The organism is Solibacillus sp., assembly GCF_040273735.1.
Lineage (GTDB): Bacteria > Bacillota > Bacilli > Bacillales_A > Planococcaceae > Solibacillus.
In genome coordinates, this window is sequence record NZ_JBELZM010000005.1 from 142,178 (window position 1) to 165,584 (window position 23,407).

23 protein-coding genes and 1 other annotated feature (1 of these 24 only partly in view) are annotated in these 23,407 nt (G+C 38.3%); of the genes, 21 read left to right on the plus strand and 2 right to left on the minus strand.

Features of this window, described 5'->3' with window-relative positions; translation table 11 throughout:
- Positions 1-200: a binding site (T-box leader), on the minus strand (it extends 12 nt beyond the left edge of the window).
- 128 nt (positions 201-328) lie between these two features.
- Both ABS917_RS07405 and ABS917_RS18915 read left to right on the plus strand, forming a co-directional pair.
- A complete protein-coding gene (locus ABS917_RS07405; RefSeq protein ID WP_350478408.1) occupies positions 329-1,327 on the plus strand; it encodes an MBL fold metallo-hydrolase in 999 nt (332 codons plus the stop codon).
- Positions 1,328-1,334: 7 nt separating this feature from the next.
- Positions 1,335-1,811: a YxiG family protein gene (locus tag ABS917_RS18915; protein WP_483316050.1), complete on the plus strand. Its 477-nt coding sequence runs from the start codon at positions 1,335-1,337 to the stop codon at positions 1,809-1,811.
- Positions 1,812-2,473: 662 nt separating this feature from the next.
- Here ABS917_RS18915 and hmpA read toward each other — a convergent pair.
- Entirely contained in the window at positions 2,474-3,634 is a 1,161-nt protein-coding gene (gene hmpA, locus ABS917_RS07415; RefSeq protein ID WP_350478410.1) for an NO-inducible flavohemoprotein, read from the minus strand.
- 244 nt (positions 3,635-3,878) lie between these two features.
- Between hmpA and ABS917_RS07420 the strand changes: the two genes are divergently transcribed.
- The 17 genes from ABS917_RS07420 (at position 3,879) to ABS917_RS07500 (ending at position 21,556) form a co-directional block, all read left to right on the plus strand.
- Positions 3,879-4,328 carry an RrF2 family transcriptional regulator gene (locus ABS917_RS07420; RefSeq protein WP_350478411.1) on the plus strand — a complete coding sequence of 150 codons (450 nt, stop codon included), beginning with the start codon at positions 3,879-3,881 and terminating at the stop codon, positions 4,326-4,328.
- A 50-nt stretch (positions 4,329-4,378) separates the two neighbouring features.
- Positions 4,379-5,125 carry an SDR family NAD(P)-dependent oxidoreductase gene (locus ABS917_RS07425; protein WP_350478412.1) on the plus strand — a complete coding sequence of 249 codons (747 nt, stop codon included), beginning with the start codon at positions 4,379-4,381 and terminating at the stop codon, positions 5,123-5,125.
- 247 nt (positions 5,126-5,372) lie between these two features.
- On the plus strand, positions 5,373-6,587 hold the full coding sequence (locus ABS917_RS07430; protein ID WP_350478413.1) for an argininosuccinate synthase: 1,215 nt from the start codon (positions 5,373-5,375) through the stop codon (positions 6,585-6,587).
- Positions 6,588-6,674: 87 nt separating this feature from the next.
- Positions 6,675-8,048, plus strand: coding sequence for an argininosuccinate lyase (argH, locus tag ABS917_RS07435; RefSeq protein WP_350478414.1), 1,374 nt, complete (start codon positions 6,675-6,677; stop codon positions 8,046-8,048).
- A 123-nt stretch (positions 8,049-8,171) separates the two neighbouring features.
- Complete coding sequence (locus ABS917_RS07440; protein ID WP_350478460.1) at positions 8,172-9,785, plus strand: MFS transporter; 1,614 nt, start codon at positions 8,172-8,174, stop codon at positions 9,783-9,785.
- 268 nt (positions 9,786-10,053) lie between these two features.
- Positions 10,054-11,205: a toxic anion resistance protein gene (locus ABS917_RS07445; RefSeq protein WP_079526512.1), complete on the plus strand. Its 1,152-nt coding sequence runs from the start codon at positions 10,054-10,056 to the stop codon at positions 11,203-11,205.
- Between the two features lie 83 nt (positions 11,206-11,288).
- Complete coding sequence (locus ABS917_RS07450; protein ID WP_350478415.1) at positions 11,289-11,675, plus strand: hypothetical protein; 387 nt, start codon at positions 11,289-11,291, stop codon at positions 11,673-11,675.
- Between the two features lie 149 nt (positions 11,676-11,824).
- Positions 11,825-12,121 (plus strand): hypothetical protein, encoded by a 297-nt coding sequence (locus tag ABS917_RS07455; RefSeq protein WP_079526514.1) that lies wholly within the window; start codon positions 11,825-11,827, stop codon positions 12,119-12,121.
- A gap of 75 nt (positions 12,122-12,196) precedes the next feature.
- A complete protein-coding gene (locus ABS917_RS07460) occupies positions 12,197-13,108 on the plus strand; it encodes a DMT family transporter (protein ID WP_350478416.1) in 912 nt (303 codons plus the stop codon).
- Positions 13,109-13,159: 51 nt separating this feature from the next.
- Positions 13,160-14,317 (plus strand): M20 family metallopeptidase, encoded by a 1,158-nt coding sequence (locus ABS917_RS07465; RefSeq protein ID WP_350478417.1) that lies wholly within the window; start codon positions 13,160-13,162, stop codon positions 14,315-14,317.
- The gene (locus ABS917_RS07470; RefSeq protein WP_350478418.1) at positions 14,307-15,038 is read left to right on the plus strand and encodes an NAD-dependent deacylase; all 732 of its coding nucleotides are present in this window, start codon (positions 14,307-14,309) and stop codon (positions 15,036-15,038) included. Before ABS917_RS07465 ends, ABS917_RS07470 begins: the two co-directional genes overlap by 11 nt.
- A 147-nt stretch (positions 15,039-15,185) precedes the next feature.
- On the plus strand, positions 15,186-16,475 hold the full coding sequence (locus ABS917_RS07475; RefSeq protein ID WP_350478419.1) for a methyltransferase domain-containing protein: 1,290 nt from the start codon (positions 15,186-15,188) through the stop codon (positions 16,473-16,475).
- Positions 16,465-19,044 (plus strand): AAA family ATPase, encoded by a 2,580-nt coding sequence (locus ABS917_RS07480; protein WP_350478420.1) that lies wholly within the window; start codon positions 16,465-16,467, stop codon positions 19,042-19,044. The genes ABS917_RS07475 and ABS917_RS07480 overlap by 11 nt, the downstream gene beginning before the upstream one ends.
- Positions 19,045-19,306: 262 nt before the next feature.
- Complete coding sequence (locus ABS917_RS07485) at positions 19,307-19,801, plus strand: YjdJ family protein (protein WP_350478421.1); 495 nt, start codon at positions 19,307-19,309, stop codon at positions 19,799-19,801.
- Positions 19,786-19,995, plus strand: a complete 210-nt coding sequence (locus ABS917_RS07490) for a hypothetical protein (RefSeq protein ID WP_350478422.1) — start codon at positions 19,786-19,788, stop codon at positions 19,993-19,995. The genes ABS917_RS07485 and ABS917_RS07490 overlap by 16 nt, the downstream gene beginning before the upstream one ends.
- A 50-nt stretch (positions 19,996-20,045) precedes the next feature.
- A complete protein-coding gene (locus ABS917_RS07495) occupies positions 20,046-20,513 on the plus strand; it encodes a GNAT family N-acetyltransferase (RefSeq protein ID WP_350478423.1) in 468 nt (155 codons plus the stop codon).
- Positions 20,514-21,097: 584 nt separating this feature from the next.
- Positions 21,098-21,556, plus strand: a complete 459-nt coding sequence (locus ABS917_RS07500; protein WP_350478424.1) for a hypothetical protein — start codon at positions 21,098-21,100, stop codon at positions 21,554-21,556.
- A 216-nt stretch (positions 21,557-21,772) separates the two neighbouring features.
- On the opposite strand, the gene ABS917_RS07505 is transcribed toward ABS917_RS07500, so the two are convergent.
- Entirely contained in the window at positions 21,773-22,237 is a 465-nt protein-coding gene (locus ABS917_RS07505) for a GNAT family N-acetyltransferase (protein WP_350478425.1), read from the minus strand.
- 382 nt (positions 22,238-22,619) lie between these two features.
- Between ABS917_RS07505 and ABS917_RS07510 the strand changes: the two genes are divergently transcribed.
- Both ABS917_RS07510 and ABS917_RS07515 read left to right on the plus strand, forming a co-directional pair.
- Entirely contained in the window at positions 22,620-22,910 is a 291-nt protein-coding gene (locus ABS917_RS07510) for a hypothetical protein (RefSeq protein ID WP_350478426.1), read from the plus strand.
- Between the two features lie 70 nt (positions 22,911-22,980).
- On the plus strand, positions 22,981-23,406 hold the full coding sequence (locus tag ABS917_RS07515; protein WP_350478427.1) for an RND transporter: 426 nt from the start codon (positions 22,981-22,983) through the stop codon (positions 23,404-23,406).
- Position 23,407: the final 1 nt, after the last annotated feature.

Here is a 23,407-nt window from a genome sequence, read left to right on the forward strand (position 1 = left end):
AATGCATTGATTTCCGCGGTACCACCTTTATTCACACATAATGTGTGCAGCTTCAGCCTTTTTATCGCAAAGGGTACGGTTATGTTGTCATAACGGCTCAAAAGGAGGTTCGATTATTTCAGCGGGTTATGCCGATTTCACCAAAGACGGCACTCTCTAAAACCTTAAAATAATCTACTTGGCTTTTTCATTGCCTGTAAATTTTGAATTATCCAAAATTATAGTGCTGTATTGAAAAACTGTCAACCTTTGACGTGACGAATGAAGGAAAAAGAGTTAAAATAAATGAATAGTCATTCATTACGAGCAATTCAAAGGGGATTAAAATATGGAAGTACATAAAATTGTTATACCTACACCATATGCAGTGGGAGATGTAAATGCTTTTCTAGTAAAGGGAGATGCACTGACTTTATTTGATGCAGGGCCGAAAACAGAAGAAGCGTATGAAGCAATCAAATGGGGTTTGCACGCTGCAGGTTATGATATGAAAGATGTGGAACAAGTCGTGCTGACACATCATCATCCGGACCATGCCGGTTGGATCGATGCATTTCCGGGAGCGGAAGTGTTAGGGCATCAATATGTTGATTACTGGATGAAAAAAGAGCCGGAATTTCTGCAGTATCACGAGCGATTTTTCAAAAAGCTTTTAATTGAGCAAGGCGTGCCTGAAAAATATGTGAACCGGATTTTACATGTTAAAGGGGAAATTGAGTTATTCGGTACAATTCCATTGACTGGCTATTTAAATGAGGGCGATGAAGTGCCAGGTCATCCCGGTTTGAAAGTATATGAAACACCCGGACATGCACAAAGTCACTTGATTTTTGTTGAAGAGAATACCCGGGAATGCATCGGCGGTGATTTACTGCTGGAACGCACATCATCGAATCCATTAGTAGAGCCACCGCTTAATTTATCGATGGAACGACCTAAATCATTGCTGCAATATAATGAATCACTTAAACGCCTGGAAAATTTAGGGATTTCCAAAGTGTATGCAGGTCATGGCGGAGAGCTGACAAATATTGAACCACTCATTGATGAACGCTTGGAAAAACAAAGACAACGTGCATTAAAAGTTTACGGCATGCTCAATTCACCGCAAACTAACTTTGAAATGACAACTCAATTATTCGAACGCATTTACCAGCAGCAGCTTGGACTGACACTATCGGAAACATTAGGGCAGTTTGATTACCTGATCGAGCAAGGTATGGTTGAGATTGAGGAGCGGGATGGGATTCATTTTTATAAGAAAAGTGATATTTCCCGTCATGCTTCAAGTGAAGTGAATAAATCATTAAATAAAACAGGGTATTAATAGCCAAATGAAAAACCTTAATGATATTCAGTATTTATTGGAACACAGGATCAATGGGTGGGAAATATGCTCCTTAGAGTTTAACTATTTCGCTGAAACAATTTCCCTTATAGTTGAAAGTGTGAAAGGCCAAAATATTATTAAAACGCATGTAACTTTTATAGAAGTTCTTTCTTATTTTATTTATCAGGAACCGGTCGTGTACGATCAGGAGTCAAACAAAATGTATAGGTTAAATGACCGCGAATATAATGATAATAATTTTGTCAGTGAAATTGGCTATCATCATAATGGATTCGGAAAAATTAAAATTAAAAGTTTAAACCGAGATTTAACAGCGATTGAAGATATCAGTTCTAAAACAAACTTTTATTTCCAAGTTAATAATAAAGATCATTTTTTTATTGAAGCGAACGGAGTTCAAATTAATGATGAGAAATTTAGTGACTTAATTCAAAGCAGTGAAAGTCTTAAAATTCAATAGTTTGGACACCTCCTAATTAAAAATTGGGAGGTTTTTTTGTAACAGGTTGATTAAATTATTTTTCAAGTGACGTCCAACATATAAACAACTGCCTTTCCTCGACTGACCAATTCATGTTCCTGCCTCCAATTGTCTTTTGCCCTATATATGACTCTCAAAAACAAAAAAGGGGACAAACTAAATGAAAATAATTTCTAAGTAGAGAAGATTATTAAAAGCCATAGAGAAAAAACTACCCGGTTGCGTTTTAACGCAACAATATATACTTTTTAAATTATTTAAAAGATATAAGATCTTTTTGAGGGACTGCGCACCATCGCATTAAAACTTCGCGATTGCATATTAGAAAATACGGCCTGCTGCTTATATTAGAACTTTCCCCGATATATTAGAACATGCGACTAACATATTAGAAGTTCTCGACGTCTTATTAGAAGACCACGACCATTTATTTGAACATCGGCGACTTATATTAGAAGATCGGTGTTTTATTAGAACTTTTTCGGGTTTATTAGAACATCTCACCAATTTATTAGAATATAGTAAGTATTGAAAAGATAGTAGGCAAATTATGTCCATTAGTACATAAAAAACCAGTCGCCGGTATGGCTACCGGAAACTGGCTGTTTCTTCTTAATACTATATATAATTTTTGCTATAAATTAAGCCGTTTTCTTTATCTGTAATGCCATTGCTGCACCGAAGAATTCATAATGAATCTTCTCACCAGATACACCTAGCTCAACTAAGTATTGGATGACAGTTTCCATGAATACTGTTGGACCACATACATACACTTCCGAACCAGGAACTAAGAATTCCTCGATTTGCGCTTTTGTAATGTAGCCGTCTAAATCTGAATAAACTGCTTTATATTTGCCGTCTGTCGCTGCAACGTTTTCTTCGATTGTTTCTTTAAATGCTGCTACATTTTCGTTACGTGCACATTGAATAAATGAGGCTTGGCGACCTTCAATTGTTTTTAGCATTCCTTGTAATGGTGTGACACCAACACCACCGCTGATGAATAGAACAGGGCTGTCATTTTCCACTAATGTGAACACACCTGCAGGAGCACTTACATCTACTTTTGTGCCGATCTCCGCGTTGTGCAGGAAGTTAGAAACAATTCCGTTTGGTGTAACATCATCTTCACGTTTTACAGAAATACGGAAATAATCTTCCGAACCGTCTGTTAATGTATATTGACGGTTCATTAAGTACTGTTCACCAGATACTTGTGTGCGCAATGTAATGAATTGTCCTGCTTTGAACGCAGGCAGTTTCTCGCCGTTAACTGGTTTTAGGTAGAAAGATTTGACTGCTTCGCTTTCTTCCGCAATTTCTGCAATAGTAAATTCTTTGAATGCGCGCCAGCCTCCAGCAATTTCTGCTGCTTTATATAAATCTTCTTCAACTGAAATGAATACATCTGCAATGACCCCGTAAGCTTTACCCCAAGCGTCGATAATTTCATCAGTCGCCGCATCACCAAGAACTTCTTGGATCGCTTCTAATAAATACTTGCCGACAATCGGATAATGCTCCGGTAAAATACCTAAACTTACGTGTTTATGTGCAATTTGGACAACAGCCGGAACGATTGCCTCCAAGTTATCGATGTGAACTGCTGCTGCATACACCGTATTGGCTAAAGCTGTTTGCTGACGATCTTTCTTTTGGTTTGTATGGTTAAAAATGTTCAGTAATTCCGGGTTTTCTCTGAATAAGTTTGAATAGAAAGTTTTAGTGATTGCTAATCCGTGTACCTCCAATACAGGTACTGTTGATTTAATAATATTAATTGTTTGTTGTGCTAACATACATTGCACGTCCCCTCGAAATTGGTTAGTTTATTTCTTGCACCATCAATATACTGCTAAAAAAAACTTAAAGCAATATGAAAAATACATCTTTAACAGATCTGTCACAAACATATATAAAAAATACATCTTTAACAAATTGGACACAAAACATTATAATGAGTTCATCGATAAACATAAGCCGTTCTATTCGAACTTTTTTGTTAAAATGTTATACTTATGTTGAAGAAAGATGGTGAACAGCGTGCGGTTAACAGTATATACAGATTATTCTTTACGTACGCTCATGTATTTAGGTGTACGGGGCAGAGAAAATCTAGTTACGATTCAGGAAATTGCAGATGCGTATCAGATTTCCAAAAACCATTTAATGAAAGTTACGCATGATTTAGGGAAACATGGCTATATTGAAACGATTCGCGGACGCGGTGGCGGCATTCGTCTGGCAGTGGAACCTGAACAAATTAATATCGGTGAAGTTGTACGCAAAACGGAAGATGACTTCCACCTTGTCGAATGTTTCAATCCGGAAGGAAACCTTTGCAAGATATCACCGGAGTGCAGGCTGAAATTTGCTTTACAGGAAGCTTTAAAAGCATATCTGGCTGTGCTTGATACCTATACATTGGCGGATGTGCTCGTATCGAAAGACATTTTAAGTGAATTATTCGGCATTACCCAAACTAGTAAATAATCATTTACTAGTTTTTATATACATAAAAATAAACAATAAAGAGGGAAGCTATGAAAAAGACAGTATTTATTACAGGTGCGACAAGCGGTATTGGACGCATTATTGCAGAAATGCTAGTAAAAGAAGGACATACCGTTTATGCAACTGGAAGAAATGACAGTGCCATTAACTATTTGAATGGGATAGGTGCTGTTGCCTACAAAGCGGATTTAAGAATTCCATCACATATAGATGAAGTCGTATCGCAACTACCGCCAATAGACATCGCCATTTTAAACGCCGGACTAGGTTTTTTTGAAAGTGCAGTTGATTTAGCAGACCAGGAAATCGACCAAATGCTAGATGTGAATGTTCGTGCGCCGATTTACTTGGCAAAACGTCTGGCACCCGCAATGATTGAAAGGAAGAGTGGTCATTTTATCTTTGTCGGTTCACAGGCAGGCAAGGTCGCTACGAAAAAAGCGAGTGTTTATGCAGCGAGTAAACATGCAATTACCGGTTTTGTGAATGGCCTACGTCTGGAACTTACAGAATATAATATACATGTTACCGGGATTTATCCGGGACCGATCGATACACCGTTTATTCAGAAAGCCGATGCTACGAACGCATATAAGGAAGCAATCGGGAAATTTCTGTTACCGCCTGAAAAAGTCGCTAAAGAAGTTGTCCATGCAATCGGGAAACGTCCTCGTGAAGTGAATTTACCTCGTATTATGAGTGTAACGAGTAAATTATATGCCGTAGCGCCAGCACTTGTGGAATTTGTCGGCAAAGGTTTCTTTAATAAGAAGTAAATGTGAGAGCATTCGATTTTTCAGTCATAAAAATTGATATGCTCTCTTTTGTAATCTGCTGCAATTAATAGCATATTTATGCATGAACGAGAGCTTAGTAAAACTTCCTAATTGAATGTTTTTAGATTGTATGAAAAAGTGAAAAAATTTATATAAATGCAGTTGCGTTTATTTTTATAACGTGTTACTATTCGTGTATAAACTATTAATTAAATGTATAAACATACATCGTTTGGGGGCAATTAACATGGCGAACAAGAAAGTCGTATTAGCATATTCAGGTGGTCTTGATACATCAGTAGCAATTCCATGGTTAAAAGAACAAGGTTGGGACGTAATCGCAGTATGTCTGGATGTTGGTGAAGGTAAAGATTTAGAATTTATCCGTAACAAAGCACTTCAAGTAGGTGCTGTTGAATCATATATGATCGATGCAAAAGATGAGTTTGCGGAAGATTATGCATTAATCTCATTACAAGGCCACACTTGGTATGAGCAAAAGTATCCATTAGTTTCTGCATTATCTCGTCCATTAATTTCTAAAAAATTAGTAGAAATCGCAACAGAAACAAATGCCGATGCAGTAGCACACGGTTGTACTGGTAAAGGGAATGACCAAGTACGTTTCGAAGTTTCGATTAAAGCATTAAATCCGGATCTTGAAGTATTAGCACCTGTACGTGAATGGGGCTGGAGCCGTGACGAAGAAATCGAATACGCGGCAAAACACGGTGTTCCAATTCCTGCAACAATCGATTCACCATTCTCAATCGACCAAAACTTATGGGGCCGTGCAAACGAAGCTGGTGTAATGGAAGATCCTTGGGTTGCACCACCAGAAGAAGCATACGGTTTAACTGTTTCATTGGAAGAAGCACCGGATACACCGGAATACGTTGAAATCGAATTCGTTGAAGGAAAACCTGTTTCAATTAACGGTATTCAAATGAAACTAGCAGACTTAATTCAAGAATTAAATAAAATTGCCGGTGAACATGGTATCGGCCGTATCGATCACGTTGAAAACCGTCTAGTTGGTATTAAATCTCGTGAAGTATACGAAATTCCAGGTGCGAAAGTATTATTGACAGCGCATAAAGAATTAGAAGATATTACATTAGTAAAAGAATTGGCGCATTTCAAACCAATTATTGAACAAAAACTATCTGAAATTATCTATAACGGTCTTTGGTTCAACCCGATCCGTACAGCTCTTGAAGCGTTCTTAAAAGAAACGCAAAAGTATGTAAACGGGACGGTTCGTGTAAAACTTTACAAAGGCCATGCGATTGTTGAAGGACGTAAATCTCCAAATTCACTATACTCTGAAGAATTGGCGACATATTCAAAACATGACCAATTCAATCACGCTTCTGCTGTAGGCTTTATCGAATTATGGGGTATGCCAACAGTTGTAGCATCAGAAATAGCAAAAAGCACAAAACAAACAGTAAATAAATAATTAGATATACGGTTAATGAAGTGAGCGATTCGGAACCCGAGTCGCTTCTTCTATTATTAGGAACATAAGTTGAGGAGTGAAACTACTATGGCAAAATTATGGGGCGGTCGTTTCCAAAAGTCTGCAGAAAGCTGGGTTGACGAGTTCGGGGCATCGATTGGCTTTGATCAGCAGTTAGTATTGGAAGATATTGAAGGATCTGTAGCGCATGTTACAATGCTTGGTTCACAAAATATTTTACCGAAAGAAGATGTCGAGAAAATTCTGGACGGCCTTGCACAATTAAAAGTAAAAGCCGAAGCGGGTGAACTGGAGTTTTCAGTTTCAAATGAAGACATCCATTTAAATCTTGAGAAAATGTTGATTGATCTGATCGGTCCTGTTGGCGGGAAACTTCATACTGGTCGTTCACGTAATGACCAAGTCGCAACAGATATGCACTTATTCCTAAAGAAACGTGTACCTGAAGTAATCGGCTTAATCGAACATTTCCAAAAAACGATTGTCGAGCAGGCAGAGCAGAATGTGGATACGATTGCTCCTGGCTACACGCATTTACAGCGTGCACAGCCGATTAGTTTTGCACATCATTTAATGGTGTACTTCTGGCAGCTGCAACGTGATAAAGAACGTTTTACAGAATCGATGAAGCGCATTGATATTTTGCCTTTAGGTGCCGGCGCGATGGCAGGTACAACATTCCCAATCGACCGCTTAAAATCGGCTGAATTGCTTGGCTTTGCGGAAGTGTATGCCAATTCTATGGACGCAGTAAGTGACCGTGACTTTATCGTTGAATTTTTATCAAATTCAGCACTATTAATGACACACTTATCACGTTTTGCGGAAGAAATCATTATTTGGTCTACGGATGAATTTAAATTTATCGAGCTGGATGATGCGTTCTCAACGGGTTCATCCATTATGCCGCAAAAGAAAAATCCGGATATGGCGGAACTGATTCGCGGGAAAACAGGCCGTGCTTACGGAAACTTAATGGGACTGTTAACAGTTTTAAAAGGTACGCCGTTAACATACAACAAAGACATGCAGGAAGATAAAGAAGGTATGTTCGATACGATGGAAACGGTATTAGGTTCACTGAAAATCTTCGAAGGCATGGTACGTACGATGACGGTCAACAAAGCGCGTCTACACAGTGCGGTACATTCAGACTTTTCTAACGCGACAGAGCTTGCGGATTATTTGGCGACAAAAGGAATGCCGTTCCGTGAAGCGCATGAAGTGACAGGGAAGCTTGTATTTACATGTATCCAGCAAGGAATCTACTTACTGGATCTGCCATTGGAAGAAATGCAGAAAGAATCTGCATTAATTGAAGAAGATATCTATGCAGTACTTGCACCCGAAGCTGCTGTTAGCCGACGTAATTCGTTAGGTGGCACAGGTTTTGAGCAAGTGGCACTTCAAATTCAAAATGCAAAACAGCTATTAGTATAGCAATGGATGTCCTGTGAAAAAATTTACAGGGCATTTTTTGTACCTTTTAATGGAATTTTTTCTTATACAAATTCAAAATTAGCAGTATAATAATAGATACTTTAAAGAGAAGGGTGTCTTTTTATAACAAATACAAAGACTTCGCAGACATGGGTGCTTACATTATTTGCACTTGGTGTATTTATGGCGGCACTCGATAATGGAATTATCAGTGCTGCACTGACAACGATCAACAGCTCGTTTAATGTCGAAGCGAACTGGGGAGCCTGGGGTGTCACACTATACACTCTCGGGTTGGCAATCAGTGTACCGGTCGTAGGGAAACTTTCTGACCGTTATGGACGCAAAAAGCTGTTTATTGTTGAAATTGCGTTATTTGGTCTTGGATCACTGCTCGTTGCACTCAGCCCGAACTTTACGTTCTATTTAATTTCCCGCTTTATCCAGGCGATGGGCGGTGGCGGTATTTTTATTATCGGTACTTCGTATGTCGTAAGTACACTGCCTGCGGAAAAGCAGGGGAAAGCATTAGGATTACTTGGCGGGATGAATGGGGTTGCCGCTGTTTTAGGTCCGAATATTGGAAGTGTCATTCTGGAGCTGACAGGAAGCTGGCATTGGCTTTTTTTAATTAATGTGCCAATCGCAATTTTCCTTGTTATCATGGGTTATCTCAAACTGGAAGAAACGAAAGATGCAGCACCGGGCAAGCTTGATATGACGGGTACTGTTCTACTTTCTATTGCAATTTTAGCGATTATGTACGGGCTGACAAATATTGAGGGAATTAACTTTTTCAGCTCTCTTATCGAACCGACAGTCTACCCCTATTTGCTAGCTGGAATTATCGTACTTGTTATTCTTTATTTCTATGAAACACGTCTTGAGCTCCGTGGAGCGGACCCGATTTTACCGGTGGCATTAATGCGTCAGCCGACTTATTTACTGACATTGCTGTTAGGTCTTCTATCTGGTGCGATGCTTGCTGCGATGATTTTCATTCCGGCCTTTTCAGAGCAAGTATTGGGTATTAAATCCGAGCATGCCGGGTACTGGATGACACCACTTGCACTTGCTGCAGGAATTGGGGCTGCGGTTGGTGGCATTTTAGTCGATAAAAGAGGCCCGGTTTTAGCAGTCCTATTTTCAGGTCTCGTTGCCGCAATAGGTTTTTTCCTGTTCCCGGCATGGATTGATGAAAAATGGCAGTTTGTCATTGCTTCCGTAATTGGCGGTGTCGGAATGGGGGTTCTTCTAGGGGCACCACTGAACATTTTGGCAACAGAAAAACTCGAAGCAAATAAAGGGACGGCTTTAGCGTCATTATCGTTAATACGAACAATCGGGATGACGATCGCGCCGACGATTTATGCAGGATTTATCGCGCGCGGCTTCAGTGAAATTCCATCAATATTTAAAAACGATTTCCAAGGAATTTTACAGCAAAATATACAACAGGCGAATTTATCGGAAAAGGCAACTGCAGAGCTTGCTCAAGTGGGCAGTCAGTTTGCTGCGGGCGGTCAGTTTTCCGAAGAACAAATGATGACAGTAGTCCAAAATATTCAGGATCCGACGTTAAAGGAAGTCATTTTGAATTCGGTCAATGAAGTAACGGTCTTGGCAGCACAAAACGGCTATGGCGGCCTGTTTTACTCGGCAGTCGTCATTGCCATCTGTATTTTTGCTGTGGGATTGATTTTAAAACCAATTCGAAAAAAATCATTGGAAATTTAAAAAAGTGTTTTAGGTTGGACGATTTAGGGTAATTTATCTTTAGACTCATGCAAAGATTGTGTGGGTGTGAAGTCTCTCCCCCAATAGTAGACTTACAAAAAGTGTCCTTTTGCGCATAAAAGGGCACTTTTTGTTTTCTAAAAGCGATCATAGTAGTCTCAAATTAGAAAGTTCACAATGTTTTGCGTTATAATTAGGATCAACAGCACGAAACTTTTCAACAAAATTTACGTAAATACTAGTAATACATAGAATGGGGGAATCGAACATGGCTGAAAATCCATTATTTGAAGATTTAAATAAACGTGCAGAGCAAGAGCCGGCACAAACGACTGATATTGTCGAACAACCACAAAAACAACTTGTTTCGGAACAGGAGCTTTCTCAAATCCGTCAGCGTCAGGAACAGTTAAAACAACAGCCGCAAGTTCAGCAGCTTGCAGAAAAAATTGACGTGAAAAACCAAATCGCGGTTCTCGAATTCGGTAAAGAAACAGCTCAGGGTATTTCAACGTTTTCAGACCGAATGCTCGCAACAATTAAACAAAGTAATCTGGAAAAATCAACTACATTACTGAACAATTTAAATAAAATTATGGACCGCTTTGATCCCCAGGATTTCCAGGAAGAGCAGAAAAAAGGCTTCCTGAAAAAACTGTTTTCAAAAAGCAAGGAGCAATTGGAGCGTATTTTATCCAAATACGATACGATGAACAAAGAAGTCGATGTCGTTTATAACGAAATACAGAAGTACGAAGTGGAAATGAAACGAAACACTGTGCAGTTGGAACAAATGTATGATGAGAATTTAAACTACTTCCATACGTTAAGCGAGCATATTGCGGCAATCGATATTAAAGTAAATGATTTACGTCAGCAACTGCCTGCATTGTCGGCAAAAGCGGATTCTGGTGACCATGAAGCGATCATGGAGCTTGAAACGGTTACACGAGGAATCGAGTTATTGGAGCAACGAGGCTACGATCTTGAAATGGCCCAGCAAGTATCATTCCAGTCAGCGCCACAAATTCGTTTAATGCAGCAAGGGAACAACCATTTAATTGGAAAAATCAACTCGGCATTCGTGACGACAATTCCAATTTTCAAACAAGGCCTGATCCACGCCGTTACAATGCAGCGACAAAAGCTTGTTTCGGATTCGATGGCTGAACTGGACCGCCGTACTAATGAAATGCTTGTACGAAACGCAGAAAATGTCCGTCAAAACTCGGTGAACATAGCACGTCAGGCAGGAAGTCCAAGCATCAAAGTTGAAACGATTGAAACGACTTGGAAAACGATAATTTCCGGTATTGAAGAAACAAAACAAATTCAGGCAGAAACAGTACGCAATCGTGAAGAAGGACGTAAGCGTATTGAACAACTACAGCTTGAATATGAGAAATTAAAGAGCATGTAATCAAATAAATTATTCTTACAGGCATCGAGTATCCTTTGCTCGATGCCTTTTATCATCTTTCGGAACATTTTAGGGGGAGTTTTATGCAAGTTTTAAGTCGAAAATTTACAGTAGCACTCGTTTCTACATTTCTTTTCAGTTTCCTGTTAGCGCTAATCGTTACATGGACGGCAAGCGAAAAGTATTTAACTTTTAGCATGACTGTACTCACATTTATCGTATTAAGTGCACCGATGTTTCTTATTGTAGGGGTTGCAGTATCCTTTCTGTTTGAAAAAAATCTGCGTTCCACAAAAATGAAATGGTTCAGCTATATTGTCATTGGCGCGGTATTTACGGTTCCATACGCCCTTTACTTTTTTAAAAATGCCAATCTTTTAATATTTTCGATTATTGGAGGGTTCGGAGCTGCCATCTATTGTGGCATACACCTAATATTCGATAAATATATATTCAAAAATACGGATTAACATTCAATTTAAAAGCTTGTTATATTAAGCATATAAGCCGTCTAAAATTTCCTCTTAGTGATTAATTAGGGGTGAATTTGGTGAAATTGGGTAAATAACAATAAAAGAAGATTTACACAAGTATTGCCATGAGGGAAAGGAAGACAAAGATGGAAAAGAACTTAATGAAAATCGACGAATTTCTTAAAATGCCGAAAAGTGTTATACGGAGAGCAAATGAACGGGACGTATTGAGTATAAAAAATGAACTGCTTATATTAATGAATGAAAAAAGTGATATGTATGATAAAGCACATATTCGAAAATTAATTAATGAAATTCAATTTTTAAATGTGTTTGTTGTAAAGGATGATTTTGATAAAACCGTATTTTCCTACGAACCTCCAAAATACGCATCACCCCGCGTAACGATTAAAGAAAGTGGCTGGATCGAGCTAATCAAATAATAAGTACTATATTCCCAACAATGGAATCATGATAAAATTTCAGTATGAATAGAATGTTGGAAGAAGGTAGTATTTGTGGAACGATTGAAAGGCATAGCGATGATTATAGTAGGCTCGATGTTTTGGGGGGCTACCGGTCCGATGATGGAATGGCTCCTGCAAAAAACGACCATGACCGCTGAGTTTATGCTTGCTGTACGATTAACGATTGCAGGCATTCTAATACTTGGCATTGCAGCTATGCAAAAAAAATCGGTATTCTCTATTTGGAAAAACCGGAACCATTCTGTCCAATTGCTTATTTTCAGTTTGATCGGAATGGTAGGGTTACAATTTACGTTTGTAAAGTCGATAGAAGTGAGCAATGCGATAATTGCAACACTCCTGCAGTTTTTAGCGCCAATCTTCATCGTCATCTATACATCGGTTATTGGGAAAGTTCTTCCTCCGCGCAGTCAGTTGATCGGTATTTTCGGTACACTTGTCGGGCTGTTTCTATTGCTGACAAATGGCTCGGTTTCGGGGTTACTTGTGAGCAATGAAGCGCTTGTGTGGGGACTGCTCTTAGGATTTACGTATGCATTTTATACACTGTATCCTGCTCGGCTAATGGCTGAAGTAGGGGTAATTATTATTATAGGCTGGGGTATGATAATAGGCGGGCTTATATTCTCGGTAACGGGACAGCTTTGGAGAACAGAGCAATGGCTGTTGCTGCTGGATCCGGTAATTGTAGTTATTATTATTGCTACAGGCATATTGGGATCCTTTGCCTATATTTTATTTTTAACAAGCCTGAAATACATATCACCAGTTGAAACGAGTATTTTATCAAGTATCGAACCGTTGACGGCAATGGCGATTTCCGTTGTCTGGCTCGGTGCGACATTGTATAACTGGCAGTATGTCGGTATTTTATTAATGCTAGTATTTGTTGCCTATTTATCAATTGCCGGGAGCAAAAAGTCTCCTGCTTCGAATGTCTAAGTGAATGTCACTTAGGCATTTTTGGGTATAGAAAACGAAGGAGGCGTTGTTATGGAAGCATTCGATTTTTTTACATTGCATGAAAAAGATATTAAAGATGATATTAAACGCTTAGTATTGGCCGATTCACCGTCGCAAAACAAAGAGCTGCTTGATCTGTGCAAAGATGTACTCCAGTCGATGTTTTACGACTATTTTCATGTAAAGGCGACGGAATATGCGATGGAGAATAACGGCAACCATCTCCGCTTTGAAATAGGCGAGGGAACTGAACAAATTTTAATGATCGGTCATTATGATACCGTTTGGGATAAAGGGGCTTTGCCGTACCATGAGGAAGAAGATAAAATTTTCGGTCCTGGTGTTTTGGATATGAAATCAGGCCTCGTCAGTGCTATTTGGTTTTTTAAATATGTTCAAAAAATGAATTTTCCTTTGAAGCGTCGGGTTGTTTTTTTCCTGAACAGTGATGAAGAAATCGGAAGTCCTACATCTAGAGCACTAATCGAAGCAGAAGCGAAAAAATCAGTGGCCGCTTTTATACTGGAGCCTGCTGTTACGGTTTCGGGTGAACTGAAAATTGCGCGGAAAGGGACTTCCAGGTATTTGCTGAACATTCGAGGGCTAGCATCGCACGCGGGCAATAATCCGCGAGATGGTGTCAGCGCGATTACTGAAGCAGCAAGGCAAATCCTGAATATTGATGCACTTAACGATTATAAGAAGGGGACAACGCTGAATGTCGGTATGATGCAGGGCGGCGGCAAATTGAACGTGATCCCTGACGAGGCACATGTAGGGGTTGATGTCCGATCGGTTACACGAACAGAGCAGGAACGTATCGACGATTATTTCGAAGAGCTTAAACCATATGATCAGCGTACAAAAATCGAAATCGATGGGGGAATTAACCGGCCTCCGATGGAACGTGATGAATACAGCGAAGAACTGTTCGAAATTGCGCAGGAAGAAGCCGAGGAGCTTGGTTTTGATGTGGGTGAAGCGTCAGTAGGCGGTGCAAGTGACGGCAATTTTACGTCGTTGTACACACCGACATTGGATGGTCTTGGTCTTGTAGGGGACGGTATTCACGCAGAACATGAGCATATTTTAAAAGAACATATCATTGAACGTTTCGCACTTTTGACGAATACATTGCTGGAAGTTGTGAATGAGGTTGAGATGGAGGGAAATCGGGATGACGGCTGAAACACTGGCTCACTTGATGGAAGAATCGAATCGTACAGTCTTGCTGACAGGTGCGGGAATGTCGACTGAATCGGGCATACCGGATTTTCGCTCATCAACAGGCTTGTGGCAAAATATTGATCCGCGTATTGTTGCCTCGACAGAAAGTCTGCAAAAGAACTATGAACATTTCCGGGAGTTTTACCAGATGAGAATTACCGCATTGGATAACTGCAAACCGCATAAAGGACATCTAATATTGGCGGACTTCGAAAAGCGCGGACTTGTTTCGCTTATCGCAACCCAAAATGTCGACCAGCTTCATCAGCAGGCTGGAAGTAAAAATGTAGCGGAACTTCATGGCAATATCGTGTCAATCCGCTGCCAAAAATGCGGAAAACCCCATGGGAAAGAGCAGTTTTTGAATAATAGTATTTGCACATATTGTTCGGGAAAATTACGTCCTAATGTAGTACTGTTTGGTGAGACATTACCGACAGAGGCATGGGACCGTACGCTACACGAAATACACGAGGCAGACCTTGTTATTGTGATTGGGACAAGTTTGGAAGTATACCCTGTCAACCAGTTGCCTAGCATGTCTAGAGGGAAGCTCGTCTATATCAACCGTGAGCAAACGTCCACTAGTGCACATTATTCGTTTGACTTAGTGTTGGAGGGGACGGCCGGTGAAATTTTGACGGATGTTCATCGAAAATTGGGGGATTTGAAAAAGTTTTAACAAAGCCTGTATGCTAAAATGCAGGCTTTTTACTTTGGCGGTAGTGGAAAGCCTGAAACAACAAACTGTAAATTTACAAACATTTACCCAATCACTCATTTATAATAGAAATTAGTAATTATCCCTTAAAGGAGAATATGTAACATTATGCAATTATCTATTTACACGAAAAATCCGCATGCGAGAGCAATTTCGCATTTACTGGCGAAAAACCCGGCGACCGTTTATGAACGTCAAGTAAAAGGGCACGCGGTACGATTTGTATATCATAAAATGACAGATGACGAATTATACGCATCCATCTTTGTTACACCTGATTCATTGGCGCTTGTAAAAGACAATGAAGCATTTGATATTACCCATTACATTAATGACCGTGAATTTGCTGTAAGTACCATTTTCTTATCGCTTATTCGTTCAGCTTTAGGCACAGCGCTGAACGGAAAGCCTAAGGAAGAATATCTACACTTTGCAGCGATGGACTTTCCGTTTACGTTTGAATTTGGCCCAATTTCATCAAGGCTCACAGACGAAGAAATCCGAAATTTATGGGAACCGTTAGGCTATGAAGTAACGATCAATACAATGACTGACGCTAAACGTGCACGATTCTTAACGCTTGCAAATACCATTACTTTAAAGAAAGCACTTCAACAAATATTTATATTAATTCCGGTTATGGATGACTATAAGCATTATTTTATTGATGAAGCAGAGCGGGAGCGGCTGGAAAATTTCGGAGAGGGCTGGCTTGAAGCTCATCCGATGCGTGAGTTTATTTACAAAAAAGCATTGCGCTTTAAGCAATTGTTCATGACAGAAGTGAATGAGCAAAAAGTCTACAAGCCATCTTTAAATACGCTTCGCTATGAAATGATTGCCGAGACAGTTACAGCATTGAAACCTAGAACGGTCATCGATATGGGGGCTGGAGAAGGAAAATTATCGATGCTTCTTGCGCAAATCGAATCGATTACAAAGCTGTACAGTGTCGATCCTAGTAATCATGCACTTGCTAAAATGCAAAAACGTTTTGCTGATCAGCATTTATCCACGGCACCAATTATTAAATGGGGCTCACTTTATTATGAAGATCAAGATTTTGCAGAGGCGGATGTATTTATTTTATGCGAGGTAATAGAGCATATTGATGAGGAAAGACTGCCTCAAATCATGCAGCTAATTACGCAAAACTATACGCCAAAGCATTTAATTATCACGACACCAAACGCTGAGTATAATACGGTTTACGAACTTGAAGAAATGCGTCATGATGATCACCGTTTTGAATGGGACCGCAAGCAGTTTGAATCATGGTGTAAAGCTGTTGCGCCAAACTATGACTTACAATTTGAAGGGATCGGTTCTGTACATGCCCAATACGGTGCTCCTACCCAAATGTGTATCATGACAAGGAGAGATTTACATGCAATTTAAACTTCCAAACGGGGCCATCGTACTTTTAATTGGGCCATCAAATAGTGGGAAATCCACATTACTGCAATCATTAGTCGATTCAGGTCAGCTCCTTGAAAGCGAGATTATTAGCTCTGACTACTATCGTCGGCTGGTCGCGGATCTAGATTTTATCGATTTTACAGCCGTATCAAAAGATGATGAGGATATTGTTTACGAAGAATATCAGCGCATTTCAGAGCAGGCGTTCCATGCGCTTCATACAATTGTGGAAGCCCGTGCCAAATTAAACAAAATATCGATAATTGATGCAACAAATTTACGGGGCATTGAACGCTCTAAATATTTTGAAATTGCTAAGCGTAATCATGTACCTGTTTTAGCGCTTATTTTGAATACATCAAAAGAGCAGCTGCTTGCACGTGATGTGCTGCGTGATAACCCTAGAGGTCGTAAACGCATACTTCAGCAATTTAATACGTTGAAATATGAGTTGAAAGCAATAAAAAAAGAACCATTTGCCAAAATTTATAAATTAAATAACGAAAGTGTCGAAATAGTGCGAGAACCGAATAAGCTTTATTTAGAAATCGAAAGCGGTTTTGATATTATCGGGGATATTCATGGCTGCTATGATGAGATGCTTGTGCTCTTGAAGGATCTTGGCTATGAGCAGTGCGGCAATGTATATGTTCACCCCGCTGGACGCCGGTTAATTTCTGTAGGCGACATTATGAGCCGTGGTCCTAAATCAATTGAGACGATGCAATTTTGGTTAAATCAAATTGAAGCAGGATTAAGCTATATGGCAGACAGCAATCATGGCTGGAAAATAGCGCGCTGGCTAGAAGGGAAATACGTTTCTCTTAATCATGGGGATGAACTTGTCGAGCAAGAATTTACCGAGTATGCAAAGGTCCATGGAGAAGAGGCTGCTAAGGCACTAAAAGAACAATTTGCTAACATGCTTTTAAAGGCACCGTCACATTATATTTTATCAAAAAATAATATGACAAAAGCTGTTGTTACACATGCCGGCATAAAGGACCATTACATCGGCAAAGAATCTAAACGAATTTCGGATTTTTGCCGTTACGGTGATATTCAGCAAACAGAAGACTCCAGTAAACCTGTTCGCGGTGACTGGTTTTCGCAGCATAAAACGAGCGAGCTGATTATTTGGGGACATGATGTAAAAGTACAGCCGTTCAAGGCAAACCGAACAATTAATATTGACCAAGGTGTTGTATTTGGAGGGGAACTTACGGCATTTCAATATCCTGAGCAGACATTAAAAAGTGTGAAGGCACTCGCAAACTATGCCGGGACTGAGGACAACCCTATTTTAGAGGCAAAAAACAAGAGGTTCAGCCCGCCGAATGTTGCACAATTTATAAATGGATTTGAGGTTCATACAACGAGCGGGGATCAAATAACAATTCCTAAAGAAAATGCCTTGGCAGCAATGGATACATTTTCTCACTATACATTGCCTTTGGAGCAGGTAATTTACATTCCGCCAACAATGAGTCCAACACCACAAACATCAGTGTTACCGGATTACTTGGAACACCCTGCAGAGGCTTTTAATTACTATAAGAAAAATGGTATTCTAAAAATGATTGCTGAGAAGAAGCATATGGGCAGCCGCGCTGTCATCTTTATTGCAGAAGATAGAGAAGTGGCAAAGGAGCTCATTAACAGTGATAGCCTGGGTTACATCACAACACGTACAGGCCGCGCATTCTTTGAACAAGCCCAGCAGCAACAGATGGTGGAAAAAATCCATGCGGAACTAGTCGCTAAAAATTACTTCGAACAATTTAATACAAGCTTCGTCTTAATGGACGCCGAAATTTTGCCTTGGAATTTAAAAGCACACCGCTTAATTGATCAACAATATGAAACGGTCGCTGAAAATGCGTTGATGGATCGCTATAAAATCATCGAAAAGTTAAAAGCAACAGAGCATGTGGACGTGACGAACTGGATAGAGGAATATACCGATAAATATAAAAATGCTGCACGCTTCGATGCGATCTTTAAAAACTACAGCTGGCCAACAAAGGAGCTTTCAGGCATACAAATAGCACCGTTCCATATTCTTGCACACAGCTCAACGACAAACTTCCACCAGCCTCACAGCTGGCATATGAAAATGAATGCGTATTTGGCCGAAAACAGCTCGCTATTTATAGCGACAAAATACCGTTTGATCGAAAGCGAGCAGGATGAACAGGAAGTAATAATTTGGTGGAAGGACATGACTGGAAATGGTCACGAAGGCATTGTTATTAAGCCATTCGATTTTCTCTCTTATCATAAAGACAAATTACTGCAACCGGCTATAAAAGTGCGTGGCCGTGAATATTTACGCATCATTTATGGCATGGACTATACAAATGAAGGCACTATGAAGAAGTTAAAACAGCGGAACCCTTCTCGTAAAATGAAGAACGCTTTATTGGAATTTAAATTAGGATTGGAAGGTATTACGCGCTTTGTAAGTTTGGAAAGCAGTAGCCGTGTACATGAATGTGCACTTGCCTCACTTGCGTTGGAAAGCGATACAATCGATCCGCGTTTATAGATTAATATGAGACTCCCTTCAATTCAGTTATTTGGATTGGAGGGATTTTTGATGTGCTGCATGACTTTATATTAACGGATAGCAAGTTGAACATAGCGCATTGTATATTTTTAATCAGGAACGTTATTCTTAAAAAGGAACATTTTTGAAAATTTAACGTTATAGTAACCATATCTAGCGAAGAGAAGTAAAAATAACTATTAAAATCGAGAAAAACTAACAGGTGAGTTCATGGTTGCTAAAAGTATAAGGGGGTGTGATGTTGTTTAAGTATGTGTTGCAAATTATAGCTGGAATCTTAACATTAGTAGTATCAACTTTCATTGCATGGTATGAAGGAAGCGCAATTATAGAAAATACATTAGAATGGAAGCACTCAACGCCATTTACCAATTTGTTTGATAAAGAGATTATAAATGGGCATGATATTAGCCAGCTCGATTACTTCGTATATGCAGTTAAATTTCAGCCATTCTTTCCTACAATTATGATTGTAGGTGTCCTCTATATTCTTAGTATAACTTGCCATTTACTAGCTAAAAGGAACTCTAAATGGGGAATGGGTTTCTGTGGATTAATAGGTTTTATACTCTTATTATTTAGTAGCTTGTTTTATAATTCCACAACTATGGGAGGTAATGTTTTTTTCTGGATTTCCTCAATAAGCGGACTTTTATCTATAGCAGTTACAGTTTTACTGTATAAGTCGCATAACACTAAAATGTTAACGGAGGTTAAAAAATGCCAGTCTTTATGACAAGTGTTTTTTCGGCAATCATCATTTTTATTACTATTTTTACTATGATTAAAGTATTAAGTATAGCCAATAAAAGAAAAGAGATTTCTATGGCAAAATATAGAGTGTATGCAGCTTCTTTTATTGTGGCAGGAATTATAATTGCTTCAATGTTACCTTTTGGCTATCAAAAAATATACGAAGTAATCCTCTGATTGTGCCATGCAATCAAGTATAGTGAAGTAAGATTGGAGCTGGTAAAAGAGTGGAATTATTAATACCTATGAATGAAAATGAATACGGTGCATACGTAAAAGATAAAATAAAGAGGTATGCTCTTACCCTTGAAGAAAATGTTTTTGAAATAATAGATGAACCTTCTTTTGTTAGAGCGGAAAAAGCGATAAAAGGATATTTGCCAAATGGATTTAACACAAAAAATCATGAATTCTATAATGTTACAGAAAATGAGAAAGTTATAGGTAATGTTTGGATAAAGGTAGTAAAAGAAAACAGGAGTGCTTTTTTATATGAGATTTACCTCAGGGAAGAGTTTCGTTCAAAAGGGATTGGGAAAAAAGTGATGACTGAACTTGAATCCCTTTTAGCTGTTCGTAAAATTGCTTTTTTTAGATTACATGTTTTCGGAAATAATGAACATGCAATAAATTTATATAATAACCTGGGTTTTCAAGTAGCAGGTATCAACATGTATAAAGAAATAGACAAATAAATATCTTTTAAATCTGTGAATTTATTTTAATATAGGGAGGGGTAGTAATTAGCCCAGCAGTGATTATTGGATTATTTATAGTTACAAGCGGTGTCCTTGCTGTTAGTTTGCTAGCTTTTCTTTTACCTAGAAAAGTTAGAAAGTTTATTTGGATTTTATTATTTATTGTTCTAATAGGTTATTTTAGCTACTACGGAGCGATTAGGCCGTTTATAATACAGAATCAAACGCATCAGGCTATCGAGGTATTAGAAGATCATTTATAAGAGAAGTATCCTGAAGATTCCTGGAATATAACCGATACGGATCAAACTGTTATAAAACCTGCCATCTATCTTCATGTGATTTTTGAAAGTGAACCAAGAATAGTTTATGAATATAAAGTTAAAGACACAATAATAAGTCAAGAGGATATATGGACCTTAGCAGGCAGTGCTGTTGAAGAAACAGATATTGATCCACAACATGAAGAATGATCTCCTACTTAAATGAAATGTCAATTTTTATACCAAACTGTCTCCTTCCTTGAGCTAGCGCAACAATCTGTAAGTAGGAGGTGAGTAATAAAACAAATGAGTCAGCATATGGATACAAAAATCTTGTATTATAATAGATTTAAAAGTAAAGAAATGCCTATTGACTACATTAATTGGGCTAACAGTATGTTGGAAAACGACACCTCTACAACATCCCTAAATATCCTTGCTTCTTTAAGAGAACCGTTAAATATTTTTGAAATCGAAGAATATTTTAAAAGAGCTTTGGGTGAATTAAGTATGACGGAGCCTTCAATTGAAGAATGTGCTAAACACTACATACGTCATTTATTGAAGGAAATATTAAATGATAAAAATAATGCAATAAAATTAGCTAATCAAATTTATGAAGTGGTGCGTGAACACTTCTTTAATGGGGAGTTAGAGATATGGTATGAAATAAGTGAAATGATAGACGACTTTCGTTATGGAGATAATCCAAGAAACATCACTCATGAATTCCTAATTTCCACTATTGTACACGAAACAAAAAAACAATTAAGTTAACAAGTTTTATATTTAACTAAGGTGATCTTTCTTATAAAATGTATTTCAACAAACCTGTTTTTCCCTGAAAATATAAAGGGTCTTTTTCCGTTAAGGACTGGTTCGAGACATCGGTATAAAATGCTGCATAAACAATATCAAAAGAATAGGCACGAAACGTTGATATAACAACATTCGTGCCTTACTGCTGTATTCCCAGTCTTCTATTTGGAAACGTTATTTTGTTCGAAGGTGTGTAAGCTTATACTCCATAAAAGGATATATTCTCCCAGGTATAACTGTTGATTCAACATAAATTATTCTTTTTGCACCCATTTTTAAGTAAAATTCATACGCATTTGGATCACTATTAAAATGGAAGCTACTTAATCCAAATTCTGCCGCCTTCTGTAAAATATCTTTCCATAATAATCTCCCTAAGCCTTGACCAATGTATGTAGGGGCTACAAATAAGGATTCTAATTCTTTCGTTTCTATACACAAACAATAGAACCCTTTAATAGCCTTATCTTCTTCTAGCAGATAAATAACTTTAGACTGGATATCGTCTACTGTAATTGTTAAAACATCTTTCCATGCATTCATAAAATCATCTGAATAACCCCAATAGCCTTTTGCTTTAAAAGCTATATCCGTCAGTATCGCTGCATCCTCGACATTTGCTTTTCTTATCTTATTCATAACTTATTCCTCTTGATTCATATTTTCAATATGTCGCATTCGTTCCAATCGACAAATTCTTAATTCCTGATGAAGGATTGGGCTTAAGATTTTAGTATTTATTTCATCTTTTAATCTCCCTTATTTCGTATTGCGCTGTACAGACGGAAAAAACGAGAAATAGTTTCAATATATTTTAGATTTTTATGAAACGCCCATATCTCCATATATGCCAGTCCTTGAATTAGAATGGTCCTTGTCATTATCTGGCGTTTTCCTGGAGGAAGGGTCTTTTTTTATTAAAAGTCATACATTCATTTAAGAATAATTGAGGAGAATTTTGGTTAATAGTTGTAAAATAGTAAAAGAAAGAGAATGTTTGATTACACTAGGGGGATTCAAATTGTCATATTTTAAAGTTATCGTTGATGGAAATTCTAAACAAGGTTTAACGGAAAGAGAGCAATTAATTTTACAAAATGAAATGTTACATTTTTCAGCAATGACAAATGCAATTATTACAGGCACAGGAGTAATGTTAAACCCGCTGGATGAAGGTACAATAGGGATTACTTTTGCATATCCTGAAGCGCTAGATGCTGAAAAGGAAGTTGAAGTCCGGGAAAGTATTGTTAAAAGATTGAACAGCTTTTTTGTAATGTCCAATCTTGAATTAAATGCAGTTATTACTTGAAAAATCAATCATCAATAATTGGGCACTTTTGCAGGAAGACTGTCAGAGTTGCCTTTTTTGAGGAGGAAAGATGAAAAACAAAAATACTATAAAAACAATAAACTGGATTACATTTATTATAATTTTATTGGTCGGAATTTTTACAGCAGCCTTTACGCTGTATGACTTAAATACACAGGTTGCCTTTGGTGAAGAAGGGCAGTCTCGCGCAGGATTCCGTTGGGGGATATTCCACATAATCATTTTAGTTATAATAGTAATGTCAGCTTCCTTTTTAGGTTTTGCTTGGAAAATATTATTTCCATTTAATGTACCCATTGCAATAATAATAGCTGGTTTATGCTATGAACTATTTTTCCTTACATTCACTATTGGCTGGGTAGGCTTAAACGGGACATTTGGCTTCATTATCGCATTTCTGATTGGAATAATATTAATTATTTCTTACTCAGTTTTAAAATTTCTAGAAAGCCGTAAGCACAGTGAAACGAATTAAA

Bases quoted from the DNA above. Each gene is read 5' to 3' on its own strand.
- ABS917_RS07405 (WP_350478408.1), top strand. From the start codon at position 329: ATGGAAGTACATAAAATTGTTATACCTACACCATATGCAGTGGGAGAT.
- ABS917_RS18915 (WP_483316050.1), top strand. From the start codon at position 1,335: ATGAAAAACCTTAATGATATTCAGTATTTATTGGAACACAGGATCAAT.
- hmpA (WP_350478410.1), bottom strand. From the start codon at position 3,634: ATGTTAGCACAACAAACAATTAATATTATTAAATCAACAGTACCTGTA.
- ABS917_RS07425 (WP_350478412.1), top strand. From the start codon at position 4,379: ATGAAAAAGACAGTATTTATTACAGGTGCGACAAGCGGTATTGGACGC.
- ABS917_RS07430 (WP_350478413.1), top strand. From the start codon at position 5,373: ATGGCGAACAAGAAAGTCGTATTAGCATATTCAGGTGGTCTTGATACA.
- argH (WP_350478414.1), top strand. From the start codon at position 6,675: ATGGCAAAATTATGGGGCGGTCGTTTCCAAAAGTCTGCAGAAAGCTGG.
- ABS917_RS07445 (WP_079526512.1), top strand. From the start codon at position 10,054: ATGGCTGAAAATCCATTATTTGAAGATTTAAATAAACGTGCAGAGCAA.
- ABS917_RS07450 (WP_350478415.1), top strand. From the start codon at position 11,289: ATGCAAGTTTTAAGTCGAAAATTTACAGTAGCACTCGTTTCTACATTT.
- ABS917_RS07455 (WP_079526514.1), top strand. From the start codon at position 11,825: ATGGAAAAGAACTTAATGAAAATCGACGAATTTCTTAAAATGCCGAAA.
- ABS917_RS07465 (WP_350478417.1), top strand. From the start codon at position 13,160: ATGGAAGCATTCGATTTTTTTACATTGCATGAAAAAGATATTAAAGAT.
- ABS917_RS07470 (WP_350478418.1), top strand. From the start codon at position 14,307: ATGACGGCTGAAACACTGGCTCACTTGATGGAAGAATCGAATCGTACA.
- ABS917_RS07475 (WP_350478419.1), top strand. From the start codon at position 15,186: ATGCAATTATCTATTTACACGAAAAATCCGCATGCGAGAGCAATTTCG.
- ABS917_RS07480 (WP_350478420.1), top strand. From the start codon at position 16,465: ATGCAATTTAAACTTCCAAACGGGGCCATCGTACTTTTAATTGGGCCA.
- ABS917_RS07490 (WP_350478422.1), top strand. From the start codon at position 19,786: ATGCCAGTCTTTATGACAAGTGTTTTTTCGGCAATCATCATTTTTATT.
- ABS917_RS07500 (WP_350478424.1), top strand. From the start codon at position 21,098: ATGGATACAAAAATCTTGTATTATAATAGATTTAAAAGTAAAGAAATG.
- ABS917_RS07505 (WP_350478425.1), bottom strand. From the start codon at position 22,237: ATGAATAAGATAAGAAAAGCAAATGTCGAGGATGCAGCGATACTGACG.
- ABS917_RS07515 (WP_350478427.1), top strand. From the start codon at position 22,981: ATGAAAAACAAAAATACTATAAAAACAATAAACTGGATTACATTTATT.